Origin of the sequence: Arcanobacterium hippocoleae, assembly GCF_031456295.1 — a bacterium.
Classification (GTDB): domain Bacteria; phylum Actinomycetota; class Actinomycetes; order Actinomycetales; family Actinomycetaceae; genus Arcanobacterium_A; species Arcanobacterium_A hippocoleae.
This window is the reverse complement of the sequence record NZ_JAVDUJ010000001.1, coordinates 698,115-722,004: the sequence shown is the minus strand read 5'-3', so window position 1 is coordinate 722,004 and position 23,890 is coordinate 698,115. Positions and strand designations below refer to the sequence as shown.

Here is a 23,890-nt window from a genome sequence, read left to right as displayed (position 1 = left end):
ATTTTCAACGTAAAATGGGCAACTGCTAGTTGAGCGAGTAAACTTTTGCTTATGTTAAGAATGACTGAACTTTTTGTGCGTACTTTACGCGAGAATCCTGCTGATGCAGAAGTTGAATCTCATAAGCTGCTTGTGCGTGGAGGATATGTGCGCCGAGTGTCTCCAGGCATTTATACCTGGCTCCCGCTTGGTTTGAAGGTGTTGCGGAAAGTCGAAGCGATTGTGCGTGAGGAAATGGATGCAGCTGGTGCGCAGGAAGTGCTTTTGCCAGCGTTGCTGCCGCGTGAACCGTATGAGGCTACGAATCGTTGGGAAGAATATGGGCCAAACTTGTTCCGCTTGCAGGATCGGCGTGGGAATGATTATCTCCTTGCCCCGACGCATGAGGAAATGTTTACGCTTGCGGTGAAGGATATGTACTCCTCGTATAAGGATTTGCCGCTCACGATTTACCAGATTCAGACGAAATATCGTGATGAGGCGCGTCCGCGGGCTGGCTTGATTCGGACCCGCGAATTTTTGATGAAAGATGCATATTCTTTTGATATTGACGATGCTGGGTTGGATCGCGCATATGAAACGATGCGCAGTGCTTATCAAAAAGTATTCAGTCGCTTGGGCTTGCCGTTTGTGATTTGTTCTGCCACTTCTGGTGCAATGGGTGGTTCGCGTTCTGAAGAGTTTTTGTTCCCGTGTGCAATTGGTGAAGATACTTTTGTTTCCTCGCCTGGCGGATATGCGGCTAATACAGAGGCTGTTACCACCCCTGAGCTGCCAGAACTTGGATTTGCCGAGGTGCCAGAGCCGAAAGTGGTGCCGACTCCAGGAGCCACTACAATTGATGCGCTCGTCGCGATGGCAAATGCAGCTGAGCCGCGTGCGGATCGTGATTGGGAAGCAGCAGATACATTAAAGAATGTTGTAGTCACTTTGGTGCATCCAGATGGAACTCGTGAAGTGGTAGTAATTGGTGTGCCTGGCGATCGTGAAGTTGATCTAAAGCGTGTGGAGGCAAATCTTGCACCAGCTGAAGTGGAATTGGCTACGCCAGCTGATTTGGCGCAGCATCCGGAATTGGTGCCTGGATATATCGGGCCGCAGGTGCTTGGCGTAAATGGCAGCGAGAATGCTGTGCGCTATCTGCTTGATCCGCATATTGTCCGTGGTTCACGTTGGATCAGCGGTGCAAATGCTGTCGATAGTCATGTTTTTAATCTGGTGTATGGTCGCGATTTTGCTGCTGACGGCATGATCGAAGCTGTCGAAGTCCGCAATGGTGATTTAGCGCCAGACGGTTCGGGTGAGCTGTCGATTGAGCGTGGAATTGAGATTGGGCATATTTTCCAGCTTGGGCGGAAGTATGCGCAAGCGCTTGATTTGAAGGTGCTTGATCAAAATGGCAAGACCCAGGTAGTTACGATGGGCTCGTATGGGATCGGTGTTTCGCGAGTACTTGCAGCGCTTGCAGAGTTGAATCATGATCAGCAGGGTTTGGTTTGGCCGGTCGAGATTGCGCCAGCTCAGGTGCAAGTGTTGGTTACCGGCAAGGGAGAAGAGCTTTTCCAAATGGGTGAAAAGCTTTCGGCTGAGCTTGATGCTGCGGGGATTGAGGTGATCTATGATGATCGGAAGAAAGTTTCTGCTGGGGTGAAGTTTGCTGATTACGAGCTGCTTGGCGTGCCATATGCGATTGTGATTGGGCGCGGGTTGAGCGAAGGCGTAGTGGAGCTGCGTACACGTGCTACTGGTGCGAGTGAGAATTATCCGCCAGCTGCGGTGTGTGGAGTACTTTCGCAGTTGCTGCAATAGGCAGTGTTGATTGAGAAATATTCAGGCGTCTGGCGCGCGTAACTGCACGCACCAGACGCCTGAATATTTTAGGCTTAAGTCCCTTTGCAGCGGTGGGGAGGAGGTGATAGCTTCAAATAGGGGGAAGTTGGATTTATGAGAATCCTAACAATGAAATCTTCACCCCTGATCAAAATCCTGAATAGAAAGGACGAGCTGATGTCACTTTCACCTACAGACAATAATTTAGATTCCACGAACTTAGACTCCACGCAGCTTCAGCCCTTGCCAGAAACGCAAGAAAATGAGGCGATAAAAAACACTGATTCCGTACTGACGCAAGGATCTGCGGCTCCGCAGAATGCAATGGCAAATATTTTCCAACAAATTACCGGAGCATTACAACACATCTGGCATGGTACAGCTGCTTATCAGATCGTGCCGAAAAGCACTAGCAAAGCTGGATTACTGATTTTAGGTATTTTCGCTGCGGAATTAGCGCTGGTCTTCTCCGTCACAATTGGACGGGGGATGGGGCTTGCAGATGTGGCTTCTTCCTTGATGCGTTCATTTGGTGGATTAGGCGCTCCATCGGTTTATTTCGTGATCGGCTTTGGCACTTGGTTAGCGATATTTATTGTATTGCTATTGGCATTTGCAGCGATTATCGCATTGCGGGTCGGATGTAACCGGATTGTGTTTTCGATGCGTAGTGCAGATACCAATTTCTCCCGTCTTGCCAGCATCTATGCCTTTAGCGTAAGCCCCACGATCGCATTAATGCCGGTGATTTTGCTCTTTGTATTGCTTCCGGTAGCTGCACTGAATTTTTTGATGATGCCACTATTTATGCTGATCTTTGGGATCTGTGGTTTTCTTGCTGAATTGCTTACGTATATCGGCTTAAATCGCGAAGGGAAATTTGAAAAATCGCCGCTCGTGCCATTTGTGGCATCATATCTGCTTTGGATCGTGCTTACCGGGATCTTGATGATGATCGTTTCAGCAATCATCGGCGGTATACTTTGGTCAGCTTCGACAAGCTATCTCGGGAATAGTATGCCATGGTAAAGAAGCATCGTTTTACAATAGTTGCAGTTATTTTAGCGCTGCTTTTAAGTGCTTGCGGAGCGAAAATACAGACCGAATTGAAGCTTGATACGCCAACTTCTGGCAGCCGGATCATTAAAGCCGTCATTCCAAAACTGGACGAGCAGGCTGCACAAGCAGTTACTGGCGGAATGGCTGCAGTAGATGCATCACTCAAGAAGCATCTACCAAAAGAACTGACATTTTCCGGTTTGGCACCAGAAGGTGAGCATACCGTCGGCACCTTTACTTTGAAATTCGATAATCTTGATGACTATCGGAAAAAGGTTGCTTCTTTGATGCGCACTAAAGAAGCGAGTGAAGTTGAATCACTGATTTCTGTTAGTGCTGCAGGATTAGTTACTGGGGTGCAGGTACAGGAAAATTTCACATCGCAAGATTTACTGCGGTGGGCAGTTGATGGCCTAGTTGAGGACGGCGTGATAAAAGAATCCGATAAGGGGAACTTGATCGAATCTGGTGAGACAAAAGTGACCATCAATGGTAAAACTTATGATTCTCGCGGATTTTCAGCCAATATCGAAGATGTGAACGATAACGGTGTCAGCCGGTTGCTGATTGAGCTGGTTGAAGGGAAATCGGAGCTCGAAGTAGCAGTTGAGCTGGGGTACCGCAAAGGAATGAAATACCCAGAAGCAGAGTTGAAAGCGTATTTAGCGAAAGCTGCTCCGAGCGCAGCAAAACTTGTGCCACTTAGCGGTGAATACAATGGAATGTCTGTGAAATACTCGGTTGATTCAATTGCAGATGCTGAGAAAACTCTCGTGAAGCTGCTTGGTGATCCTTCGTTTTCGGTAAAACAAGCGAGTGCAACAGATGCGGATACTGGATCTCCTGCTCGGGTGATTGAGGTAAATCTTGCTTGCGCAGCTGTATGTTCTCCAGATGCAGCGCGGAAAGAATTCAAATTTACTCCTGCTGAGGGTTGGGAATTGGACGGTGCCGACTCGTTAAATCGCAGTGGCAAGCTGAAAATGACGATGCCGATTCGTTTCAGTGCACTGGATGTAGTAGCAAAAGTTGGTGAATCGGGCGGAAGCGTTACCGTCACCGCGAAAATTGCGCAAGAAGTTGTTGCGCTTGCTGGCGAAGCGATCGAAGCATTAGTAAATCCGAGTCAAGCCGGTGAACTTAAGAGTGCCGAAAAGGATGGTCAAGTAATATACACTTTGACCATTTCGGGGGACTCGGCAGACACTTTGAATCGTAATTTGCAGAAAGTTTCGCAGGGTAGTGGATATACGATCACTCAGGATCCAAATTCCGGATTTTTTAGTAATGGCGTGATTTTCCAGTATCAAAACGATTTTGCTTCAGTATTTGTGACTGAGCCAGATGCAAGTGTCACACATGAATTGACGATTGACGGATATACAATCGCTGATTCAACGCATGGGAATACATCTCCGATCAAGGCAAAGACGAATACTGGTGAGGTTTTCGCGGTACAGGGGAAAGCTACAAAACTGTCTATCGTCAGTATTGTGGTGCTGGTAGTGATTCTCGTGCTGCTGCTCGCGATTGGCATCGCCGCATATCTTAAGCGTGAGCTGATTGCTGAACATCTGCGCAAGTGGAAGGCCAAGCGTGCGGCGGCAGCCGCGCAAGCCCAGCTGGCGCATCCGCTTGACGAAAACCTACAAACTGAGCGGAATGATCTGGTGCAGATGCACGCCGGTGCTGAATCAGAGTTGGCTCCATTGCCTCATCACAGTGCTCTCTCGAAGCCGTGGGCAGAAAGCGATTTGATCTAGTTTCACGGATTTTCGTACTTGTTATCGAATTGAACTGGTCTGTTGCAAGTTGATACAGACGGCAGGGCAGATACGAGTGCTGTATATAACTGAATCACATCCCTAGTGTGGGCAGAAAGTACAAAATAGCTTTCTGCCCACACTATTAATTTCAGGCATGAGCATCCTTGCAACACTGTAGAAGGGGCATGTAGAAATAACGGCAGCGAGAAAGCAGCGAGAAAGGCTAATTAATTCGCGTCAAAAACCGGCGCGAAGCGCGCAATTATCACAGCTAACATTGCATTCGGAGAGAGTTGCCCAGCATTTTTTGGATTTGATTTTGCTTCTGGCACAGTGTCATTTTTCTGCGCGAGTGTGGATAATGAATGGAAAAGCAATTGTTTGGCTTGCGAAAGATCAGTATTTGGAGGAGTAAAAGTGCTGCGTTCGTCATCAACACCCGCGCTAAGCGCGAGATTGATGCAGGTGCCAAGCAGTGCAATATGCTTCCGATTTTCCTTTCGCTTTGCTTCCTGTCCGGAGGGGAGTAAAGCGGTATGAGCTTCAAGTATTTGTTTTGTGCTCTCTAATTCCACCACTGTTTGTGCATCATTGATCAGACTCGCTACTTGCGGAAGAGCTACTTCTGGCAATGCCTGCGGAAGCGAATGCATGCGTGCCAACTGATCTGCCTGAATAAAAACTTTACTCGCAAAATCAATCATTGCAGGTGGGGGAGCGAAGGCGGTGCCTTTATCTGCTAAGGTTCGTGCAAATAACGTCAATTCTGCAACAAGCTCTGGGACGGTAGCACTTTTCGCTGATAAATCCAGACCGGGATTTTTATACCCCGCGGGAGCGCCTTCAGGCCAGGGCGCCCAAACACCACCTAAATCATTTGTCCAGGTATCGGCAAGGGTGCTTAACTCGGTAAGTCCAAGTTTTTTGGCTCCAGCAGCAATCCGGGCACTATCGATCGCCAACTCCTGGCGTGCACTCTCACTTGCAGCTGGCTTGGCCGGATTCAGATTTGGCTTTTCCCAATTAGTGCCAATGAAATACATGAAAGTACTAAAAAGTCCGATGCCAAGTAAGAGGTAGAAAGTGAATTTTACGTGGGAAATCCATTTTCTCCGCAAATTTTTGCTCAGTGCCATCGGCCGCCCTTTTTCATTTTGCTGCTTCTGTAATTGTAAATATCGCAGAAGCGAAAGATCTGAACTTCGCCTACCTAAAATTCACAATCGCAAATTTCTGCACGATAATTCACATTCGATAATGCCAAAGATGAAAGAATCAACATCGAAAAGGTAGGCTAAGCCTATGGTACAAAATATCGCTTTAGAGGATAAAATACGGGAGATAGTTGCCGCGGAAATTGCCATCCGGGAGCTATATCTCGAAGAAGTGCGCATCGTGCGTGCCGGAAAATTTACAACCGTGCGGATCACGGTTGATTTACCAGCCGGGCAAGGGGGAGTGAGTGCGGCGCAGCTCGATGAAATCACGCGAGTTATCTCCGATCTGCTCGATATTTCAGATCCGATCGCGGGCGAATATAATCTTGAAATTTCTACGCCCGGCACTGATCGAAAACTTTCTACGCCACGCCATTATTCACGTGCGATCGGGCGTCTTGCGGAATTTAAGCTGATTGACGGTACGAAGTTCCAGGCGCGAATCTCGGCAACGACCTCGCACTCAGCTACCGTCATACCTGAGAAAAAAGTACCAAAAAGCGACAAAGTTATTTATGAGCCGGCACGTGAGCTAGAATTTGAACAAGTGAAAACTGCACGTGTAATGGTGGAGCTGAAAAAGTCTGCCAATGATAGCGACGAAGGAGAGTAATCGTGGATATTTCAATGAACGAGCTGCGGGTGGTGGAATCCGAGTTAGGCATTAACCTCACTGTGCTCATTGAGACGATCGAAGATGCTTTGCTTCATGCTTACAATCGTGTACCGGGTGCAATCAAAGGGGCACGTGTAGATTTGAATCGCACAACGGGTAAAGTCTCGGTGATCGCACCAGAATATGATGAAGAAAATAATGTGATCGGCGAGTTTGACGATACCCCAAATGATTTTGGGCGAATCGCTACCGCAACTGCCCGGTCAATTATTGCGCAGCGCTTGCGTGATGCGGAAAGCGCGCGAGTACTTGGATCTTTCCAGGGTAAACAAGGTCAAATCGTGACAGGTACTGTTGAAGGAAATGCTGGTAGTAGTGCAGAGTCTCGTGATCTATTTGTTGAATTAGGCGAAAATCGCGGGATTTTGCGTTCCGAAGAACAAGTACCAACAGAGCATTATCGGCATGGAGATATGATTCGTGCACTGATCCTTGACATTTCTGTTGGACCGCGTGGAGCTTCGATTCGGCTCTCGCGTTCGCACCCAGATTTTGTGCGGCAGTTGTTTCAAACGGAAGTTCCTGAAATTGCGGACGGAATCGTTGAAATCGTCGCACTTGCACGTGAGGCAGGGCATCGCTCGAAGGTTGCAGTGTGGTCATCAGATGAAAATGTGGCAGCAAAAGGCGCTGCCATTGGGCATAATGCACAACGCGTGCGCGCCGTCACCCAAGAGTTAAACGGCGAAAAGATTGATGTGGTCGAATACGATGACGATCCGGCAAAATTTATTGCTGCTGCACTTTCACCAGCGCGCGTATTGCGTGTAGATATTCTAAATAAAGATCTGCGGCAGGCACTCGCGGTTGTACCCGATGATCAAGCTTCGCTGGCAATCGGTAAGGAAGCGCAAAATGTGCGTTTGGCAGCGAAACTGACGGGATGGTCGATAGATATTCGCAAGCAGTCAGAAGATCAGCTGAGCGAAGGCGAATAAATCAGGATCGATTTAAGCCGGCATTGCGTAAAACACAGCGCGGGCCCGATTTGGTGCGCAGCCGTGAGCGCTTTCACCGTCGTTTAGGCGCCTGTTAATGGCTTGAACTAAGTCAATCAGGTAGACTGGTTGCGGGTTTGGCTGCCATCTTTGTATGAGCCGCCGAGATTCGTAGTAACTGGTTGTGATAATTCCCTTGTTAGTGCGAAAAAAAATCAGTGTAAACCAATTCAGAAAGCGGGTAGAAAGCGATGGGCACCCGATGAGTACCCAGCGATGAGCTGCCAATAGAAAAGGTCTTGCGCACATTGCGCGGACCGCTAAAGAAGGAGAACTGTGGCAAAGGTCCGCGTCCATGAGCTCGCAAAAGAGCTCGGGATTGCAAGTAAAGATTTGCTTGCAACCTTGAAAGAAAACGGCGAATTTGTAAAATCGGCATCTTCGAGTATTGAAGCCCCAGTGGTTCGCCGTGCTCGTGAATATTACGAGAAACATCCAGAATTACTTCCGCAGAATACTGCGGCGAAAAGCGGGGCGAAAGGAACGACTGCACCAGCCGTCGAACGTAAAGCAACACCGCAAAAAGCTGTATCTGAAGCAGCGGCTGCCAAGCCTGCTGCGCAAAAGCCAGTTGTGAAACCATCCCAGATGAGTCCAGCTCCGAAGCCAGGTGCAAAGAAACCAGCAGCTCCAAAACCAGCTGCGAAACCTGCAGCAAACAACGTGCCGAATCCTGGTGCTGTTGAAAATGCGGCTGCTCCTGCAGCTGCCACGGCAGCGCCAAAGGCGCCAAAGCCAGGTGGCGGTGTAAAGAAGCCTGCAATCACTCCAGGTGAAGCGCATCGGAGTGCTGAAGCAGCTCGGGAAGCAGCTCCGCCGCGTCCGATGGGGCGCAAGCCAGGAGCTCCACGTCCAGGAAATTCTCCTTTCGCATCACGGCAAGGAATGGGGAAACCAGGCGGACGCGGCCCGCGCCCAGGAAATTCCCCATTTGCTACGCAACAAGGGATGAAGAAAGGCGAAGGCGCTCCGGGCGGAAAGCGTCGTGGGGGTCAGGCAAATGAAAACCGTGGTCCGCGGCCAGAGAATCGTAGTCGCGGAAATGCGCCGCGTCCAAATCCGTCGATGATGCCCGAGCAGGCGCAAATGCCAGTAGATAATCGCGGTGGAAATCGTGGTAATCGCGGCGGGCATAACGGCGGAGCTCGTGGCTTTGCTGGCGGCGGTAATAATACTGGCGGGCAAGGATTCCGTGGTGGATTCACCCGCTCGGGCGGAAAGGCTCGCGGCGGTTCAACGGCAGGCGCATTCGGTCGTCGGAGTGGCGGAAAGAAGCGTAATCTGCGGAATCGGCATCAGGAAGTCGAAGAGCAGCTTTCCCCAATGCTCGCTGGCGTGCAAGTGCCGCGCGGTGATGGGTCGACGATTGTGCGTGTTCGGCAGGGTGCTTCGCTTGCTGATTTTGCAGAGAAAATCAATGCTGATGCAGCAGCTCTGGTGACGGTATTATTCCGCATGGGAGAAATGGCGACGGCAAATCAATCCTTGGATGAAGATACATTCCAGTTACTCGGCGCAGAGCTTGGCTATGACATTAAAATCATGAGTGCCGAGGATGAAGACCGCGAAATCCTCGAAGCTTTCGATATTGATCTGGATGCAGAGCGGGAAGCTGAGGATGAGCAAAATCTTGTAGTGCGTCCGCCGGTAGTGACCGTGATGGGTCACGTCGATCATGGAAAGACGAAACTGCTTGACGCAATCCGTAACGCTGACGTAGTTGAAGGCGAAGCTGGTGGAATCACCCAGAATATTGGTGCATACCAGACGAAAGTGCAGATCGAAGCCGATGAACGGAAGATCACGTTTATCGATACTCCAGGGCACGAAGCCTTCACCCAAATGCGTGCCCGCGGTGCAGATGTGACCGATGTAGCGATCCTTGTGGTTGCCGCAAATGACGGTGTGATGCCGCAAACTGTGGAAGCAATCAATCACGTGAAAGCTGCAGAAGTGCCGATCGTGGTGGCAGTAAATAAGATCGATGTTGACGGTGCAAATCCGCAAAAGGTACGTGCACAACTCACTGAATACGGTCTTGTAGCAGAAGAATATGGCGGCGATGTCCCATTCGTTGATATTTCTGCAAAGCAGCGTTTGAATATCGGTGAATTGCTTGAGCAGATCGTCACTACTTCAGATATTTTGGTGGAGCCGAAGGCGAATCCGGATAAAGCTGCTCGTGGTGTTGCAATCGAAGCGAAGCTCGATCAGGGTCGCGGTTCGGTGATCACGGCATTGATCCAAGATGGCACGCTGCGAATCGGTGATTCAATTGTGGTTGGTACCGCCTATGGGCGTGTCCGTGCGATGGTTGATGAGCATGGAAATCGGGTTACCGAAGCTGAGCCTTCCCGCCCAGTGCAAGTGCTTGGTTTGACTTCTGTGCCTGGTGCAGGCGATCAGTTGATCGTTGCTGACGATGATCGTACCGCACGGCAGATCGCTGAGCGTCGTGAAACAGCCAAACGCGCTGCCACATTGGCGAAGCGCCGGAAGCGGATTTCGCTTGAAGATCTTAATGCTGCGATTGAAGAGGGCAAGATCGAGAATCTGAACCTCATCATCAAGGGTGATTCCTCTGGTTCGGTTGAAGCACTTGAATCCTCGCTGCTTGAAATTGAAGTTGGTGGCGACGAAGTTCAGCTGAATGTGATCCACCGTGGCGTTGGTGCAATCACCCAGTCTGATGTGGATTTGGCGACCGTCGATAGTGCTGTGATCATTGGTTACAATGTGCGTCCAGCCGAGCGGGTGGCAGATCTGGCTGATCGTGAAGGCGTCGAGATGAAGTTCTACTCGGTGATCTACGATGCGATTAACGATGTCGAAGATGCGCTGAAGGGTAAGCTCAAGCCGATTTATGAAGAAGTGGCTTTGGGCAGTGCCGAGATTCGGCAGGTCTTTAAGTCTGGCAAGTTCGGTAATATCGCTGGTTCGATCGTCCGTTCGGGCACAATCAAGCGTGGTACGAAAGCACGATTGGTGCGTGACGGTGCCGTGGTTGCTACGGATCTTGAGATCGCATCATTGCGGCATGAAAAAGACGATGTAACTGAAATTCGTGAAGGCTACGAATGCGGTATCACTTTGGGATATAAGGATATCCGTGAGGGCGATATCATCGAGACTTGGGAAATGCGTGAAAAACCGCGTAGTTGATCTCAAAAAATAAGATATTATGCCGGGGTTGGTGGAAACGCCCACCCCGGCATGAGTATTTGCGAAACCGGATTTTGGATCGCAAATTCTGCGAACGTGGGAAAGGAAGAGAAATGGTAAATCCCCGGGCTGCCCGCGTGGCAGATCAAATCAAGCAAGTTATTGCGCGGATGGTGGACGGGAAGCTGAAAGATCCGCGGCTCGGAATGGTCACGATCACCGATGTGCGGGTGACGGGCGATTTGCAGCACGCTACGATCTTCTACACGGTTTATGGTTCAGCTGAGCAGTTAAAACAATCTGGGCGTGCGCTTGAATCAGCAAAAGGGATGCTTCGTTCTGCCGTTGGCAATGCGCTTGGATTACGGCTGACGCCAAGCCTGGAATTTGTGCCTGACGCACTGCCTGAGGCTGCGGCTTCGATTGAGGATGCGCTTGTAGCTGCCCGCTTCAAGGATGAGCAGGTGCGTAAACTGGCGCAAAATGCGCAGTATGCTGGTGCTGCTGATCCGTATAAAGTGAAGCATCCAGCTGAGCTTGCCGATGCTGCAGCTGATGCAGAAGCGGTTTCCCAATGGGCAGCGCAAGAGTGAAGCGTTCTCCGGGGCAGGAATATCAACGGCGAATCATGCCGTGGGGAGATTTGCCGCGTGCTGAAAAGGCTGCGCCGTCAGGGCTGATCTTGATCGACAAAGATCAGGGTGTGACTTCTCATGATGTTGTTGGTGCAATGCGTCGGCTTGCGGGCACACGAAAAGTGGGGCATGGAGGAACTCTTGATCCCATGGCCACCGGGTTGCTCACGATCGGAATTGGTCGTGCCACTAAACTGCTCACATATCTGAGCGGATGTGAAAAAACTTATCGTGCCACGATCTGTTTGGGAGCAAATACAAATACTGAAGACGCAGATGGCGAGATCATTATGCCTGATGCAGCCGCGCGCAGCAATCTTTCAACTTTGAGTGCGGCGGTGATTGATCGTGAAATTGCTGCGTTGACGGGTGAGATCATGCAGGTGCCAGCAAGTTTTTCTGCTTTGAAGGTAAATGGAAAGCGTGCTCATGAGCTGGCGCGCGCTGGTATTCATGTGGAGTTGGCGGCGCGGAAGGTGCGAATTTCACGCTTTGTGCGCTTAAGTGAGCCAAAGGTCAATACGGAATTATTTGAGTTTCCGGTAGTTGTTTTTGATGTGGAAGTGAGTTGCTCTGCTGGTACCTATATTCGATCCCTGGCAAGAGATCTTGGAGCAGCTTTGCAAGTAGGTGCGCATCTGCGCATGTTACGGCGGATCAAAGTCCGCTCGTGGAGTGTGGATGCAGCTAAGAGCGTGGCGCAATGTGGAGATATGGTTGCTGCCAGAAAAGTTTTGCCAATGATTTCTTTGGCAGATTGTTGCCGGATGCTTTTTCCAAGGATCAGTGTTACGGCAGAGGAAGCGCGGCTTTTAGGTAGTGGGCAGTTTATTCCTTATCGTCGAAGTGTGTTGCCGTCAGAGTTGGGTGACGGTCTGCTGGATCCGAAACTGGAATCATACGCGGTCACGCAGGAAGTTCCGAAGGTTGTGGCAGCATTTACTGATGCTGGGGAAGTAGTTTCGTTACTTTCTCGGCGCGGGCGTTATTATAAGCCTGATTTACAACTTGCGGATGCATAAAATTTGGCACACAATCACCTTATTTAGCGACACGCTTTCGCTTATTTTCGTCGATTTACAGATTGTGTGCGGATGTACGCCAAAAAATGGTTCATATTTTCGCAAACTTAGCGACGCATTAATTAGGTATGGCGATTTGCTGCTAGTATCGGGAGGGTAATGCTCTTAATTTGAAGATAGGTGCGAAGATGCCAGTAAAGCGCGGATGTCTGATAGTCGCATTGGGTACTCCTGCTTCCCCGGAACCGAATGATATTCGGCAATTTCTCAAAGCCTTTTTAAGCGACCGGGCAGTAGTAGATTTTCCACGCTGGCTCTGGAAGCCAATTTTGAATCATATCGTGCTGCGTGTGCGCCCTGAAAAAGTGGCGCCCACATACCGCGAGATCTGGATGAATGAAGGCTCTCCACTGGAAGTGTATACAAAAGCGCAATGCGAATTATTGGCAGCGGCTTTGCCGGATATTGAAGTGAAATATGCGATGACGTATACCGAGCCGTCAATTAGTGCGGCGATTTCTGAATTTACGGCTGAAGAAGTGATTATTATTCCGCTCTATCCGCAATATGCCCCTTCAACAGTGGCTGATATTTATCGGCAAGTGGAGATTTTGCAGGCTCAAAAAGATGCTCCACGGCTGAAAATAGTGCCGCAATGGCCTGATTTTGCTCCGTATATTGCGTGGTATCGGAGCGAAATTGCGGCAGCCATTGTAGCTGAGCGCCCTGATCGGATCGTCTTTTCGTATCATGGTGTACCGCAGCGAAAAGTGCATCACCCCGAATCGTACAAGGCGCAATGTATGCAAACTACTGCTGCGATCATGCGTGATTTTTCCGAAGTTCCATACGAAATTTCATTTCAATCAAAGTTTGGGCCAGGTAAATGGCTGGCACCAGCGACGATCGAGCGGATGGCAGAATTGCCTGGCGCAGGTGTGGAAAATATATTGCTGATCACTCCGGGTTTTCTTGTCGATTGCATTGAAACGATTGATGAACTTGACGTATTGAATCAGGAAGTTTTCAAAAAGGCGGGTGGGAAGAAATATTCCCGGCTCGCGCCATTAAATGCGCATGCACAAGCTGGAAATATTCTTGCACAGCTGTATCTTGAAACTGCTGGAAAAGATTGAAAGTCTTCGATACTGCGTTAGTTTTGTGAAGCTGCTGGGAATATTGGCAGTTCTTGCTACTGATAATATTTTGCTGTGTCAGCTATCTTGAGTATTTCGCGTATTTCAAAAAGAAAGTATTGGCGATACTTATTTTTTCGCTTTTAAGTATTTTTGCGGGATCAGGTCAGTGTCTTTTACGCCTTTTAATATTTGTGGGTCAATTTGCTGATTATTTTGGAGTACTGCAAGCTTTCCGGTAGGTTCCATGATCACCACGGCAATCTGGTCAAGCGTGCTAATCCCGTGTTCGCGCAGGGTACTCATCAGCTCGCGATGCGTAGTATTTGTGGCACGGAGATTTTCTTCGATTATTTTATTTCCAGCCATGAGGATGATCGGGTCGCGATTTAGGAAATGATCTCCGGTGGAAGTGTTGGCAAAACGTCCGAGTAGGAAATGTAGGCAAAGCAGTGTGGCAAAAGCTACGATGCCGGTGGTGAGTGTAGGTACTGGCCCGAGAGCTGTGCGCGCTACGATCGAACCAAACAGCAGTACCATTAAAGTGTCGAAAGTGGTTAATGAGGTCAAGAGGCGTTGCCCGAAAATCCGTACTGCAAAGAGGAAAATTAAATATATTGCGACGGTGGAAAGGATTGTGGTGAAGATGCCGGCAAGTGGCAGACCGAGCCATTGCGTAAACGAATCTGGGTAATTCATGCAAAACCTTCTAAAATCAATATGATCTTCTTGATCGTAACCATGCTGTATTTATAAATTAAACACCTTCTGGTCATCTGGCAGATATTTGCGTTAAAGAAGGTAAGCAGGCTCTCAGTTAATTATCTGCAGGGTGTTGCGAATTTTCGATAATTTTGGCGGCGAGATGATTTTTTATTGCAAGAATTTGCTCGCCAATCTACAGTATCCGTATTTTGTGTGGTGAAATTGTGGAATGGAACGGAATGGAATGAATGGAACTCGGCTTTGTGCGCTGATTTCTGGGGGAAGGCGCGATACGCTGGAAGGGATCGCGGCTGCAGACTATATTGTGGCAGCGGATCTTGGCTATCAATATGCGCGAGAGCAGGGAATCGTTCCTGATCTGATAGTTGGAGATTTTGACTCGTATCCGGGGAGCTGCGATCAGGTGGAATCTTTGGGCACAGAAATTTTGCGGCTGCCACGGGAAAAGGATGATTCGGATACGCTTGCTGCACTTCGGCATTGCCTTAAACTGGGATATTCTCGCTTCAAAATCTATTGTGCTTTAGGCGGACGGCTCGATCATTTAATGGCGAATATGCAAGCCTGCGCTTTTCTGGCAGCGCAAGGGGCAAGTGTGGAAGTGATTTCGGAGCGTGAATATCTTTATTTTCTTCATAATAATGCTGCTATTTTTGCGCCGCGCCCGGGGTATTCACTCTCGGTATTTTCGCTTAGTACGCAATCTTCTGGTGTGTCGATTTCGGGTGCAGCATATGAGTTAGAAAATGAAACTTTGGATCATACTTTTCCGATCGGTTTAAGTAATGAGTGGAAAAATGAAAATGAAGTGCAGATCTCTGTAAAAGACGGCACGCTTGTGGTGGTGAGTTCATTTTTGGGGTGAAAAGATTTTGCTCCCATCGCCGCGCAAACGTATCGTGATAATGGTAGTTATCTGCACGGAAAGTGATTTTGCATGTTGTCAGTTGTGCTCGCATTTGCAGCGGGTTTTATTACTTTTGTTTCGCCATGTTTCTTACCGATCGTTCCCGTCTTTATCGGCCAGTTAATGGGGGAAAGAACGCAGCAGCTTTCACGAAAAGGAGCTTGCTTGAATGCGGTATGCTTCATGCTTGGATTTTCGATCGTGTTTATTGCGATCTGGATTTCGATTGGATTGATCGGATTAGTTGCTGGCCGTTATGTGGAAATATTCCGGATTATTGGTGGGGTCGTTTTGGTGCTGATTGGTTTGCATGTAGCACGTTTGATCAGGATTCCACTGCTCGATAAGTATTATCGGGGTGATTTGAAAACTCCCGCCGCTATTCGTAACGGTGTGCTGCGTTCGGGATTGATGGGAGTGGTTTTTGGTGCGGGTTGGACACCTTGTATTGGCCCGATTCTTGGTGGGATTCTTGCTTTCGCGAGTCAGAGCGAAACGGCTTTTGCCGGTGCGTTCTTGATGCTTGCTTATTGTATTGGTTTAGGGGTGCCGATTGTACTTGTGGCAATTGGGGCAGTTGATGTGCGTGCGAGATTTGGATTTTTCAAAAAATATCATGCACTGATCGAGGTGATCACGGGGATCTTGATCGTGGTTATCGGGATTTTGATGATTACGAATTTGTTTGCGCGGATTGCGTTTTTTCCCGGCGCTGATTTAACGATGCTGGGGTATGGTTTTGGTGAGTCAGGTTTTATCTCAGCGGGTTGGTTTCGCGAAATGGAATAGTTCGCGCTGGGAAAGTTTGTCTGTCGAATTTGTGGGTCTTGAATGTAAAGTCAGAGCATCTGCAGGGGATAAAGATCGAGTGAGTTGTGTGGTGAAAAATGGCTGAAATGGAGTTTGGTGTGGTTGAACCCAATGCGCAGTTAGCGCCACAGGATTGGCGGACGAAGATTCGTGAGAGCCGTTATGGCACGCCGATCGTGCTCGTATTCACGGCAATTATCGTGATTTGCGCAGCATGGTTTGGATCAGGTTTGCAGGATGGGGAAAATTCACTTGCCCAAAATAAGAGTGCTGATCTTGCAGCTACAGCTGCAAATTCGGAAGTGACGGATCCGCTGGCAATTCTCGAAGTAGGGAAGCCTGCTCCTGATTTTACTTTTGTGGATTCGGCTGGTGCGAGAGTTCAGCTTGCTGATTATCGGGGGAAACCAGTTTGGCTCGTTTTTGCTACTACTTGGTGTCATGCTTGCCGTGCTGAAATGCCGGAAGTGGATGCGGCTGCAGCGGAGTTTGCTCCAAAAGGCGTGGAAGTTCTCACGGTTTTTGTTGGCGAAAATAAACAAACTGCGCAAGATTATCTGGAGCAGACTGGGTATCGGCTGAAATCAGTTCCTGATCACAGTTCTGAAATTGCGCGGCAATATGGGGTCGTGGGAATTCCAGCGCATTATTTTATTGATCCAGATGGTGTTTTGGTCGATCAGCGTGTAGGAGTGCTGGATAGATCAACGATTGGGGCAAAACTGGCAGATTTACTTGGGGGAAAAACCAGTGCGAAATAATGTCAGGATAATTTACACTTTTTAGAAAAGTCAGGGAAATTTTCCGGGAGCAGTACAGTAGAGTTTATTTTGTTATGAATGATAAGAATTCCTTGAATGATCCGTTTCTTGAAACGATGGCTCGATTGCGTGCACGGGTTGCTGCGGCGCAAGAGCAAAGCGCGTCTGGCATACCTGCAGCTGGGCAAGGTGCCGTGCACGCTTCTGGTAATGCGGCTGAGTTGCAGCAGCAGGCAGCTGCTAGTGCAGGTGGAAAAATATCGTCGAGTCAGGTAGCTGGCAATCTTGGTGATATTGCTGCGCGTCTGCGTGCTCGTGGTGGTTTCGCTGGTGCTGCAAGTGTCTCCTCAGAAAGAGACGGAAATGAGTTAACTGCGAAGCAAGCGCAAATTGCTGCTTTTAGTGCAGGTGAAATTGGGGCTGGCGATCCGCGGCTGGCACAAATGCTGGCAGGTTTGAATCCACGCCAGCATGAAGCAGTAGTTCATACGGGTGGGCATCTGTTGGTAGTTGCAGGTGCTGGTTCTGGAAAAACCCGCGTGCTCACAACGCGAATCTCTTATTTGATTGCTTCTGGGCAGGTATCGGCAGCGGAAATTCTTGCAATTACCTTCACGAATAAAGCTGCGAAGGAAATGCGGGAGCGTTTGGTTGCAATGCTGGGGCCGGTAGCAAACCGGATGTGGATTTCTACTTTCCATTCTGCATGTGTGCGGATTTTGCGCGCAGAGCATGAAGCTATCGGATATCGCTCCACTTTCACTATTTACGATACGGCTGATTCGCAGCGGTTATTGAAAATAGTTTGTGCGGAAGAAGGAATTGAATCGAAGCAGCATTCGCCGAAAATTCTGGCGCATCGAATCTCGGATTTGAAGAATGAGATGATTCCGGCGAGCCAGGCTTTGGCGCAGGCTACAGATCGTGATGAAGAGATCGTAGCGAAGGCATATGCTGGCTATCAGCAGCGGCTTACGGCAGCAAATGCGATGGATTTTGATGATCTGATTTTCAAGACGGTACAACTATTCAAAACTAATGCGCAGGTGCTTGAAAAATATCGGAGGCGGTTCCGGCAAATTCTGGTAGATGAATATCAGGATACTAATCCAGCTCAATATGAGTTGATCCGAATTCTCGCTGGTGAGGAGGCAGATTTAGCGCGCGGTCAGCTGACGGTAGTGGGTGATGCTGATCAGTCGATTTATGCTTTCCGTGGTGCCACGATTCGTAATATTGAAAGTTTTGAGAGTGATTTTCCGAGTGCACATACGGTGTTGCTTGAGCAAAATTACCGTTCTACGCAAAATATTTTGACGGCAGCGAATGCTTTGATTTCCAATAATGCCGGCCGTCGTGCAAAAAATCTCTGGACGGATTCTGGCAAGGGGGCAAAACTTGTTGGCTATGTGGCTGATTCAGAGCGGGATGAGGCAGCTTTTGTCGTAGCTGAAATTGATCAGCTCCGAAAAGAGGGCTTCAAGTACGGTGAGTTTGCGATTTTCTATCGTGCTAATGCGCAATCTCGTGCGATTGAAGATCTGCTGATGCGTGCCGGGATCCCATATAAGGTAGTGGGCGGCACAAAATTCTATGATCGAAAAGAAATCAAGGATGCGATCGCGTATTTACAAGCTGTGGCTAATCCTGATGATACGATTTCGCTGCGGCGGATCTTTAACGAACCAAAGCGGGGATTAGGGGCGAAGGCCGAAAGTGAAATCGCGCTTTATGCTCAGCGCAATGGGATCTCATTCGGCGCTGCACTCGCAGGTGCAGTAAAGGATGATTCAGAAATTGTTGGTATTTCAACGCGCGCACGCAATTCGCTGCGCGATTTTGTGCAATTGCTTGCTACTGCCCGCGAAAAGTCGCAAGCTGGCGAAGAACCAGCTGAAATTCTTGATTATTTGATGGATGAATCGGGATATTTGCGCGTATTGCAAACTTCGCATGATCCGCAAGACGATGTGCGGGTGGAAAATATTGCCGAACTTCGCGCTGTAGCCGCTGATTTTATTGCGGAGAATCCGGAAGGCACGCTTGATGATTTCTTGGATCAAATTTCGCTTGTTTCTGATACGGATCAAATTCCAGATGATGAAGATCATGAAGGCGAAGTCGTATTAATGACCGTACACACAGCAAAGGGGCTTGAGTTTCCAGCAGTATTTGTGACGGGTTTTGAAGAAGGCACTTTCCCGCATGTGCGGGCAATGAATTCAATTCAAGAATTATCCGAAGAGCGAAGGCTTGCTTATGTAGCGCTTACCCGTGCGCGAAAGCGGCTTTATGTTACTCGTGCAGCTTGCCGTTCGCAGTGGGGCGCTCCGCAAGAATTACCCCCTTCGCGGTTCCTGGAAGAGATTCCCGAAGACGTCATTGAATGGCGGCGGATAGAATCTGCTAACCGTGCTTTTGGTAATGGTTGGGGGAATGGTACAAGCAGTAATTGGGGGAATGGCGGTAGGAGATATGCTCGCTCCCAAAATAATGAGTACTGGTCTGACTGGGATGATGATGGTGATTTTGCGCCGGCATACGGAAGCGGCTTCAAAGCAGGGAAACTGGGCGTTGACGATTCGGCTGCCTCGCAAAAGCCGGTTCGGCGCCAAGATGATGATACATTTTCCGATGTACCAGAATCGCATAACGCTAATACGGCAAGTGCTGCTGCCGGATTTAAGATTGGCGATAAAGTTCGGCATAAATCTTTTGGTGTTGGAAAAGTGATCGGTTTCGAGGGGCAAGGCAAATCTGCTGTGGCAAAAGTTCGTTTTAATTCGGGTACTACAAAACGGCTGATGCTGCGCTTCGCACCACTGGAGAAGATTTCTTGCGAAAATTAGTGCAGTTAATTTATTAAACTAGGCAGTTCTTATGCGAAATAAGAAAAGAAAGTAGCCGGCAGATGCAACGCAGACGAGGCCATATACGGGAAAAGAGAGCTCCTGAACGCGCAAGCTATATCCAGGGTTTGGATGGGCTACGCGCAATCGCAGTGCTGAGCGTTATCGGGTACCATATTTTTCCGCATTGGCTGCCAGGAGGATTTCTTGGAGTTGATATTTTCTTTGTGCTCTCAGGATTCCTGATCTCGACACTTCTCATTCGTGAGCTGCGTGCGAACGGAAAAATTGCTTTAGGTAATTTTTGGCTGCGGCGGGCACGCCGGCTGATCCCGGCGCTAGTTTTGCTGATTATCGTCGTCGTCCCTTTAGCTTTATTGACTGAACGTGATTTACTTGTCGGGATTGGAAGGCAAGTACTTGGCGCACTTACTTTCTCTACAAATTGGCTGGAAATTTCCCACGGAAGTTCTTATTTTGATTCCACTACACCAATTCTTTTCAAGAATTTTTGGTCGCTTGCAATTGAAGAACAGTTTTATCTCTTTTGGCCGTTGATCTTCATTTTGCTGCTGGCGATTTTCCCGGATCTGAAAGCACGGATTTGTGTCGTTGGGATTATTGCACTCAGCTCGGGAGTGCTGATGGCAGTGCTCTCTGATCGCGCAAATATTACCCGCGTTTATTATGGTACCGATACTCATCTTTTCGGTCTTACCATTGGGATCATTCTCGCTTTTGTGTGGGCCGATCGAGCCAATAAAATCTTTCGGCAGCATACTTGGATGCGGTATGGGCAACTTTTCGGGTGGGGTGCATTCGGGTGTATTTTGCTTACGCTGTATTTTCTTCCAGATGATTCGCCGATCGCATACCGGGGCGGGATATTTGTTGTTTCCTGTTTGGCAGCTGTTGTGATTGCTGCTTTGATCCAGCCAGAATCTTTCCTTGCCCGAATTTTTGAACTGCATCTTTTGCGCTGGTTTGGTACACGTTCCTACGGGTTATATCTCTGGCATTGGCCGATTATCGTTTTAATGACGGCAGCTTTTCCGGCTGCGGCCCGGAGCTGGGGATCCTTGATCCGCAGTTTGATCGCATTCGTCATTACGCTATTAGTTTGTGAAATATCCTATCGTTTCTTGGAAGTACCGATTCGGAAGAACGGATTGCGAGCTGTATTGAGGCAAAATATTGCCGGGTTCATGGAATATCGTGGTCGGAAAGTGGCGGCAGCTGGCATCGCGGTATTGCTTGGCTTGACGGCGCTGGGGATTGTGATTGCGCCGGAGAAATCACAAACACAGATTGCGATCGAGAAGGCTGAGAAGCGGAAAGGAACTGGAGCTGGCGCGAAAAATCACGAAATTCAGGACGGTAAATCTGTACCGCAAGATGGTGGTAAGGCAGCGAAAATGACGCCAGCGGAACTCGCGAAATATGCTACGAAGATCACTGATCCGCAGCAAATTTCGCCGACGCTTGATCTGAGTGAACCTAAGAACGATGAAATTTCGACAATTGGTGATTCAATGTTTTCGGCTGCAAAAACCGGGTTAGACTGGGCGATGCCGGGAATAGAGTTCTTGGGGGAATCAAATCGGCAATGGAAAGATGCGCCCGCCGTCATTAGTGCCGGATATCGATCAGGAAAAATTGGCCGTGTGGCAGTGCTTGCTTTCGGCACGAATGCTGGATTGCAAGATGCGCAACAAGTGGAAGAAGCGATCAGGATGCTTGGCGCGGATCGGATCATTCTGCTGGTGAATATTTATTCACCGTCAGATTTTGTTGCGAAAACTAATCAAATCCTTGCAGATGTGGCGCAAAAGTATGCAAATGTGGGCTTGATCGATTGGTATAGTGTAGCTCGCGATAATCCAGATTTACTGCAAGTAGATCAAACTCATCCGTCGATTCAAGGCGCGAATCAGCTGGGGAAATTGATTCGGAGCCGGGTCAGTGAATTTACTGCGCAACTCGCGGCTGTGAAAGCGCAGCCGGTAAACTGATTTTTGCACGGTAAAATAGCGGTTTCGATTCAAGCCAGAGAAATACTTTGAAATCAAAGTATTTTATTTTCTGGGCTGAAAGTCCCGCGAAATGGAGTGAAAAACAGTAAGCTGTAACTAGCTTTTCATAGCGGGGAGTACACGAAGATGTGCAATTGCGATGCTAAAAGCCAATAATATCTACGAAAGGACGTTCGAGTGGATCTGTATGAATACCAAGCCCGTGAGCTTTTTGCTGCACATGGCGTGCCGGTTCTTCCTGGGATCGTGGTCACAACCGCTGATGAAGCATTTGATGCAGCTGTGAAACTTCTTGAAATTAGTTCGCTTGTAGTAGTGAAAGCCCAGGTGAAAACGGGTGGGCGGGGAAAAGCCGGCGGTGTCAAGATTGCCACCACGCCGGAAAAAGCACGTGAATCTGCGCAAGCGATTCTTGGCATGGAAATCAAAGGCCATCCCGTTCATCGTGTGTTGATCGCTGCGGGTGCGGATATCGCGGAAGAATATTACTTCTCGGTGCTTCTTGACCGATCGAATCGTCGCTATCTTGCCATGTGCGCAAAAGAAGGCGGGATGGAGATAGAGCAGTTGGCAAAGGAAAATCCGGATGCTTTGGCGAAAGTGCCGGTTGATCCAACCGTCGGAATTGATCGGGAAAAAGCTGAAGAAATCCTTGCAGCAGCGCGATTCGCTCCGGATACAGCAGCGAAAATAGTGCCAGTATTAGCGCAGTTATGGAATGTTTATACCAAAGAGGATGCGACGCTTGTGGAAGTAAATCCACTCGTGCTTACTCCAGAAGGTGAAATCATTGCGCTTGACGGGAAAGTAACGCTTGATGATAACTCCCGTTTCCGGCATGAGCATCACGCTGATTTGGTAGATAAGCGCAGTGAAAACCCGCTTGAGGCGAAGGCGAAGGCACTTGGTTTGAATTACGTGAAGCTTGATCATGGGCAGGTCGGGATTATTGGTAATGGAGCTGGGCTAGTGATGTCTACGCTTGATGTTGTGGCGTATGCCGGTGAAAAGCAGGGTGTCGGGCCGGCAAACTTCCTCGATATCGGTGGTGGCGCGGATGCTACTGTGATGGCGAATGGGCTTGATGTGATTTTGCATGATCCAGATGTGCGTTCCGTTTTTGTGAATGTTTTCGGTGGAATCACTGCATGTGATCAAGTGGCAGCTGGAATCGTGCAGGCGTTGGAAATCCTCGGCGAAAAAGCAACGAAGCCAATCGTTGTGCGACTTGATGGGAATAATGTGGAAGAAGGCCGGAGAATTTTGCAGGAAGCGCAGCATCATCTCGTGATCACTGTGGAAACGATGGATGGAGCTGCTGCAAAAGCAGCTGAGCTGGCAGCACAATAAAGAAGGAGTGAGGCGCTAAAATGGCAATTTTTCTGAACGAAACAGATAAAGTGATCGTCCAAGGCATGACGGGAGCTGAAGGGCAAAAGCATACACGGCGGATGCTGGGCGCGGGCACGCAAATCGTAGCAGGTACGAATCCGCGGAAAGCCGGTACGAGTGTTGAGTTTATCGTTGAGCCAATTGGTTATGGTGCGGAAAATCGTTTAGCTGGTACCGTTTCGGTTCCGGTGTACGGCACGGTTGCGGAAGCGAAAGCAGCTACTGGCGCAGAGGTGTCAGTGATTTTTGTGCCGCCAGCATTTGCAAAAGATGCTGTGGTAGAAGCTGTCGATGCGAAAATGCGGCTGGTAGTTGTGATCACGGAGGGGATCCCAGTAAAAGATGCTGCTGAATTTTTCACCTATGCCAATACGCATGGTGTGCAGTTGATTGGTCCGAATTGCCCCGGGATCATTAGCCCTGGAAAAGCAAATGTGGGGATCACTCCGCCTGATATTACCGGGCCAGGCAAAATTGGTTTGGTTTCAAAATCAGGTACACTGACCTATCAGATGATGTATGAGCTTTCGGATATTGGTTTCACGACTTGTATTGGGATCGGCGGCGATCCAGTGATTGGCACTACGCATATTGATGCGTTGAAAGCCTTTGAGGCTGATCCGGAGACGGAGTTGATTGTAATGATCGGCGAAATTGGCGGCGATGCTGAAGAGCGTGCTGCAGCTTTCATTAATGAAAATGTGACGAAGCCAGTAGTTGGTTATGTAGCTGGTTTCACCGCTCCGGAGGGGAAAACGATGGGGCATGCGGGCGCGATCGTTTCCGGCTCGGCTGGCACGGCTGAAGCGAAGAAAGCAGCGCTTGAAGCTGCTGGCGTCAGAGTGGGGAAGACCCCAACCGAAACAGCGAATATTGCGCGTGAGATTTTGCGCCGCAAATAGTGTGCACAG

The 23,890-nt window shown here is 49.0% G+C and carries 18 protein-coding genes; 16 read left to right on the top strand and 2 right to left on the bottom strand.

The genetic code is table 11. From position 1 onward, the window contains the following. Positions 1 to 51: 51 nt before the first annotated feature. From J2S36_RS03090 to J2S36_RS03080, 3 genes are all read left to right on the top strand, one after another. Positions 52 to 1,809: a proline--tRNA ligase gene (locus J2S36_RS03090; RefSeq protein ID WP_309955410.1), complete on the top strand. Its 1,758-nt coding sequence runs from the start codon at positions 52 to 54 to the stop codon at positions 1,807 to 1,809. A 150-nt stretch (positions 1,810 to 1,959) separates the two neighbouring features. Continuing rightward, positions 1,960 to 2,859, top strand: a complete 900-nt coding sequence (locus tag J2S36_RS03085; protein WP_309955408.1) for a DUF6574 domain-containing protein — start codon at positions 1,960 to 1,962, stop codon at positions 2,857 to 2,859. Next, positions 2,853 to 4,652 carry a hypothetical protein gene (locus J2S36_RS03080; RefSeq protein WP_309955406.1) on the top strand — a complete coding sequence of 600 codons (1,800 nt, stop codon included), beginning with the start codon at positions 2,853 to 2,855 and terminating at the stop codon, positions 4,650 to 4,652. The genes J2S36_RS03085 and J2S36_RS03080 overlap by 7 nt, the downstream gene beginning before the upstream one ends. A gap of 230 nt (positions 4,653 to 4,882) precedes the next feature. On the opposite strand, the gene J2S36_RS03075 is transcribed toward J2S36_RS03080, so the two are convergent. Further along, positions 4,883 to 5,791: a hypothetical protein gene (locus J2S36_RS03075; RefSeq protein ID WP_309955404.1), complete on the bottom strand. Its 909-nt coding sequence runs from the start codon at positions 5,789 to 5,791 to the stop codon at positions 4,883 to 4,885. Between the two features lie 166 nt (positions 5,792 to 5,957). On the opposite strand from J2S36_RS03075, the gene rimP reads away from it, so the two are divergent. From rimP to hemH, 6 genes are all read left to right on the top strand, one after another. Next, positions 5,958 to 6,485 (top strand): ribosome maturation factor RimP, encoded by a 528-nt coding sequence (gene rimP / locus J2S36_RS03070; RefSeq protein WP_309955402.1) that lies wholly within the window; start codon positions 5,958 to 5,960, stop codon positions 6,483 to 6,485. Positions 6,486 to 6,487: 2 nt separating this feature from the next. Next, positions 6,488 to 7,486: a transcription termination factor NusA gene (gene nusA / locus J2S36_RS03065; protein WP_309955400.1), complete on the top strand. Its 999-nt coding sequence runs from the start codon at positions 6,488 to 6,490 to the stop codon at positions 7,484 to 7,486. Between the two features lie 336 nt (positions 7,487 to 7,822). Next, complete coding sequence (infB, locus tag J2S36_RS03060; RefSeq protein WP_309955399.1) at positions 7,823 to 10,708, top strand: translation initiation factor IF-2; 2,886 nt, start codon at positions 7,823 to 7,825, stop codon at positions 10,706 to 10,708. A 113-nt stretch (positions 10,709 to 10,821) separates the two neighbouring features. After that, on the top strand, positions 10,822 to 11,301 hold the full coding sequence (rbfA, locus tag J2S36_RS03055) for a 30S ribosome-binding factor RbfA (RefSeq protein WP_309955397.1): 480 nt from the start codon (positions 10,822 to 10,824) through the stop codon (positions 11,299 to 11,301). Then, entirely contained in the window at positions 11,298 to 12,365 is a 1,068-nt protein-coding gene (gene truB, locus J2S36_RS03050; RefSeq protein WP_309955395.1) for a tRNA pseudouridine(55) synthase TruB, read from the top strand. The genes rbfA and truB overlap by 4 nt, the downstream gene beginning before the upstream one ends. A 188-nt stretch (positions 12,366 to 12,553) precedes the next feature. Further along, complete coding sequence (gene hemH / locus J2S36_RS03045) at positions 12,554 to 13,501, top strand: ferrochelatase (RefSeq protein ID WP_309955393.1); 948 nt, start codon at positions 12,554 to 12,556, stop codon at positions 13,499 to 13,501. Positions 13,502 to 13,630: 129 nt separating this feature from the next. Here the strand turns inward: hemH and J2S36_RS03040 are convergent, their stop codons facing one another. After that, a complete protein-coding gene (locus J2S36_RS03040; RefSeq protein ID WP_309955391.1) occupies positions 13,631 to 14,200 on the bottom strand; it encodes a DUF421 domain-containing protein in 570 nt (189 codons plus the stop codon). A gap of 235 nt (positions 14,201 to 14,435) precedes the next feature. On the opposite strand from J2S36_RS03040, the gene J2S36_RS03035 reads away from it, so the two are divergent. From J2S36_RS03035 to sucD, 7 genes are all read left to right on the top strand, one after another. Then, on the top strand, positions 14,436 to 15,092 hold the full coding sequence (locus J2S36_RS03035; RefSeq protein WP_309955389.1) for a thiamine diphosphokinase: 657 nt from the start codon (positions 14,436 to 14,438) through the stop codon (positions 15,090 to 15,092). Positions 15,093 to 15,164: 72 nt separating this feature from the next. After that, the gene (locus J2S36_RS03030; protein ID WP_309955387.1) at positions 15,165 to 15,923 is read left to right on the top strand and encodes a cytochrome c biogenesis CcdA family protein; all 759 of its coding nucleotides are present in this window, start codon (positions 15,165 to 15,167) and stop codon (positions 15,921 to 15,923) included. Between the two features lie 98 nt (positions 15,924 to 16,021). Next, a complete protein-coding gene (locus J2S36_RS03025) occupies positions 16,022 to 16,705 on the top strand; it encodes a TlpA family protein disulfide reductase (protein ID WP_309955385.1) in 684 nt (227 codons plus the stop codon). 74 nt (positions 16,706 to 16,779) lie between these two features. Beyond that, positions 16,780 to 19,554, top strand: a complete 2,775-nt coding sequence (locus J2S36_RS03020) for an ATP-dependent helicase (RefSeq protein ID WP_309955383.1) — start codon at positions 16,780 to 16,782, stop codon at positions 19,552 to 19,554. 62 nt (positions 19,555 to 19,616) lie between these two features. Beyond that, entirely contained in the window at positions 19,617 to 21,566 is a 1,950-nt protein-coding gene (locus J2S36_RS03015; RefSeq protein WP_309955381.1) for an acyltransferase family protein, read from the top strand. A 198-nt stretch (positions 21,567 to 21,764) separates the two neighbouring features. After that, complete coding sequence (gene sucC, locus J2S36_RS03010) at positions 21,765 to 22,937, top strand: ADP-forming succinate--CoA ligase subunit beta (RefSeq protein WP_309955379.1); 1,173 nt, start codon at positions 21,765 to 21,767, stop codon at positions 22,935 to 22,937. A gap of 20 nt (positions 22,938 to 22,957) precedes the next feature. Next, on the top strand, positions 22,958 to 23,881 hold the full coding sequence (gene sucD / locus J2S36_RS03005) for a succinate--CoA ligase subunit alpha (RefSeq protein WP_309955377.1): 924 nt from the start codon (positions 22,958 to 22,960) through the stop codon (positions 23,879 to 23,881). Positions 23,882 to 23,890 lie beyond the last annotated feature (9 nt).

What these genes read in the sequence shown, in the direction of transcription:
- J2S36_RS03090 (WP_309955410.1), top strand. Translation starts at nt 52, where the DNA reads ATGTTAAGAATGACTGAACTTTTTGTGCGTACTTTACGCGAGAATCCT.
- J2S36_RS03085 (WP_309955408.1), top strand. Translation starts at nt 1,960, where the DNA reads ATGAAATCTTCACCCCTGATCAAAATCCTGAATAGAAAGGACGAGCTG.
- J2S36_RS03080 (WP_309955406.1), top strand. Translation starts at nt 2,853, where the DNA reads ATGGTAAAGAAGCATCGTTTTACAATAGTTGCAGTTATTTTAGCGCTG.
- J2S36_RS03075 (WP_309955404.1), bottom strand. Translation starts at nt 5,791, where the DNA reads ATGGCACTGAGCAAAAATTTGCGGAGAAAATGGATTTCCCACGTAAAA.
- rimP (WP_309955402.1), top strand. Translation starts at nt 5,958, where the DNA reads ATGGTACAAAATATCGCTTTAGAGGATAAAATACGGGAGATAGTTGCC.
- rbfA (WP_309955397.1), top strand. Translation starts at nt 10,822, where the DNA reads ATGGTAAATCCCCGGGCTGCCCGCGTGGCAGATCAAATCAAGCAAGTT.
- hemH (WP_309955393.1), top strand. Translation starts at nt 12,554, where the DNA reads ATGCCAGTAAAGCGCGGATGTCTGATAGTCGCATTGGGTACTCCTGCT.
- J2S36_RS03040 (WP_309955391.1), bottom strand. Translation starts at nt 14,200, where the DNA reads ATGAATTACCCAGATTCGTTTACGCAATGGCTCGGTCTGCCACTTGCC.
- J2S36_RS03035 (WP_309955389.1), top strand. Translation starts at nt 14,436, where the DNA reads ATGGAACGGAATGGAATGAATGGAACTCGGCTTTGTGCGCTGATTTCT.
- J2S36_RS03030 (WP_309955387.1), top strand. Translation starts at nt 15,165, where the DNA reads ATGTTGTCAGTTGTGCTCGCATTTGCAGCGGGTTTTATTACTTTTGTT.
- J2S36_RS03025 (WP_309955385.1), top strand. Translation starts at nt 16,022, where the DNA reads ATGGCTGAAATGGAGTTTGGTGTGGTTGAACCCAATGCGCAGTTAGCG.
- J2S36_RS03020 (WP_309955383.1), top strand. Translation starts at nt 16,780, where the DNA reads ATGAATGATAAGAATTCCTTGAATGATCCGTTTCTTGAAACGATGGCT.
- J2S36_RS03015 (WP_309955381.1), top strand. Translation starts at nt 19,617, where the DNA reads ATGCAACGCAGACGAGGCCATATACGGGAAAAGAGAGCTCCTGAACGC.
- sucD (WP_309955377.1), top strand. Translation starts at nt 22,958, where the DNA reads ATGGCAATTTTTCTGAACGAAACAGATAAAGTGATCGTCCAAGGCATG.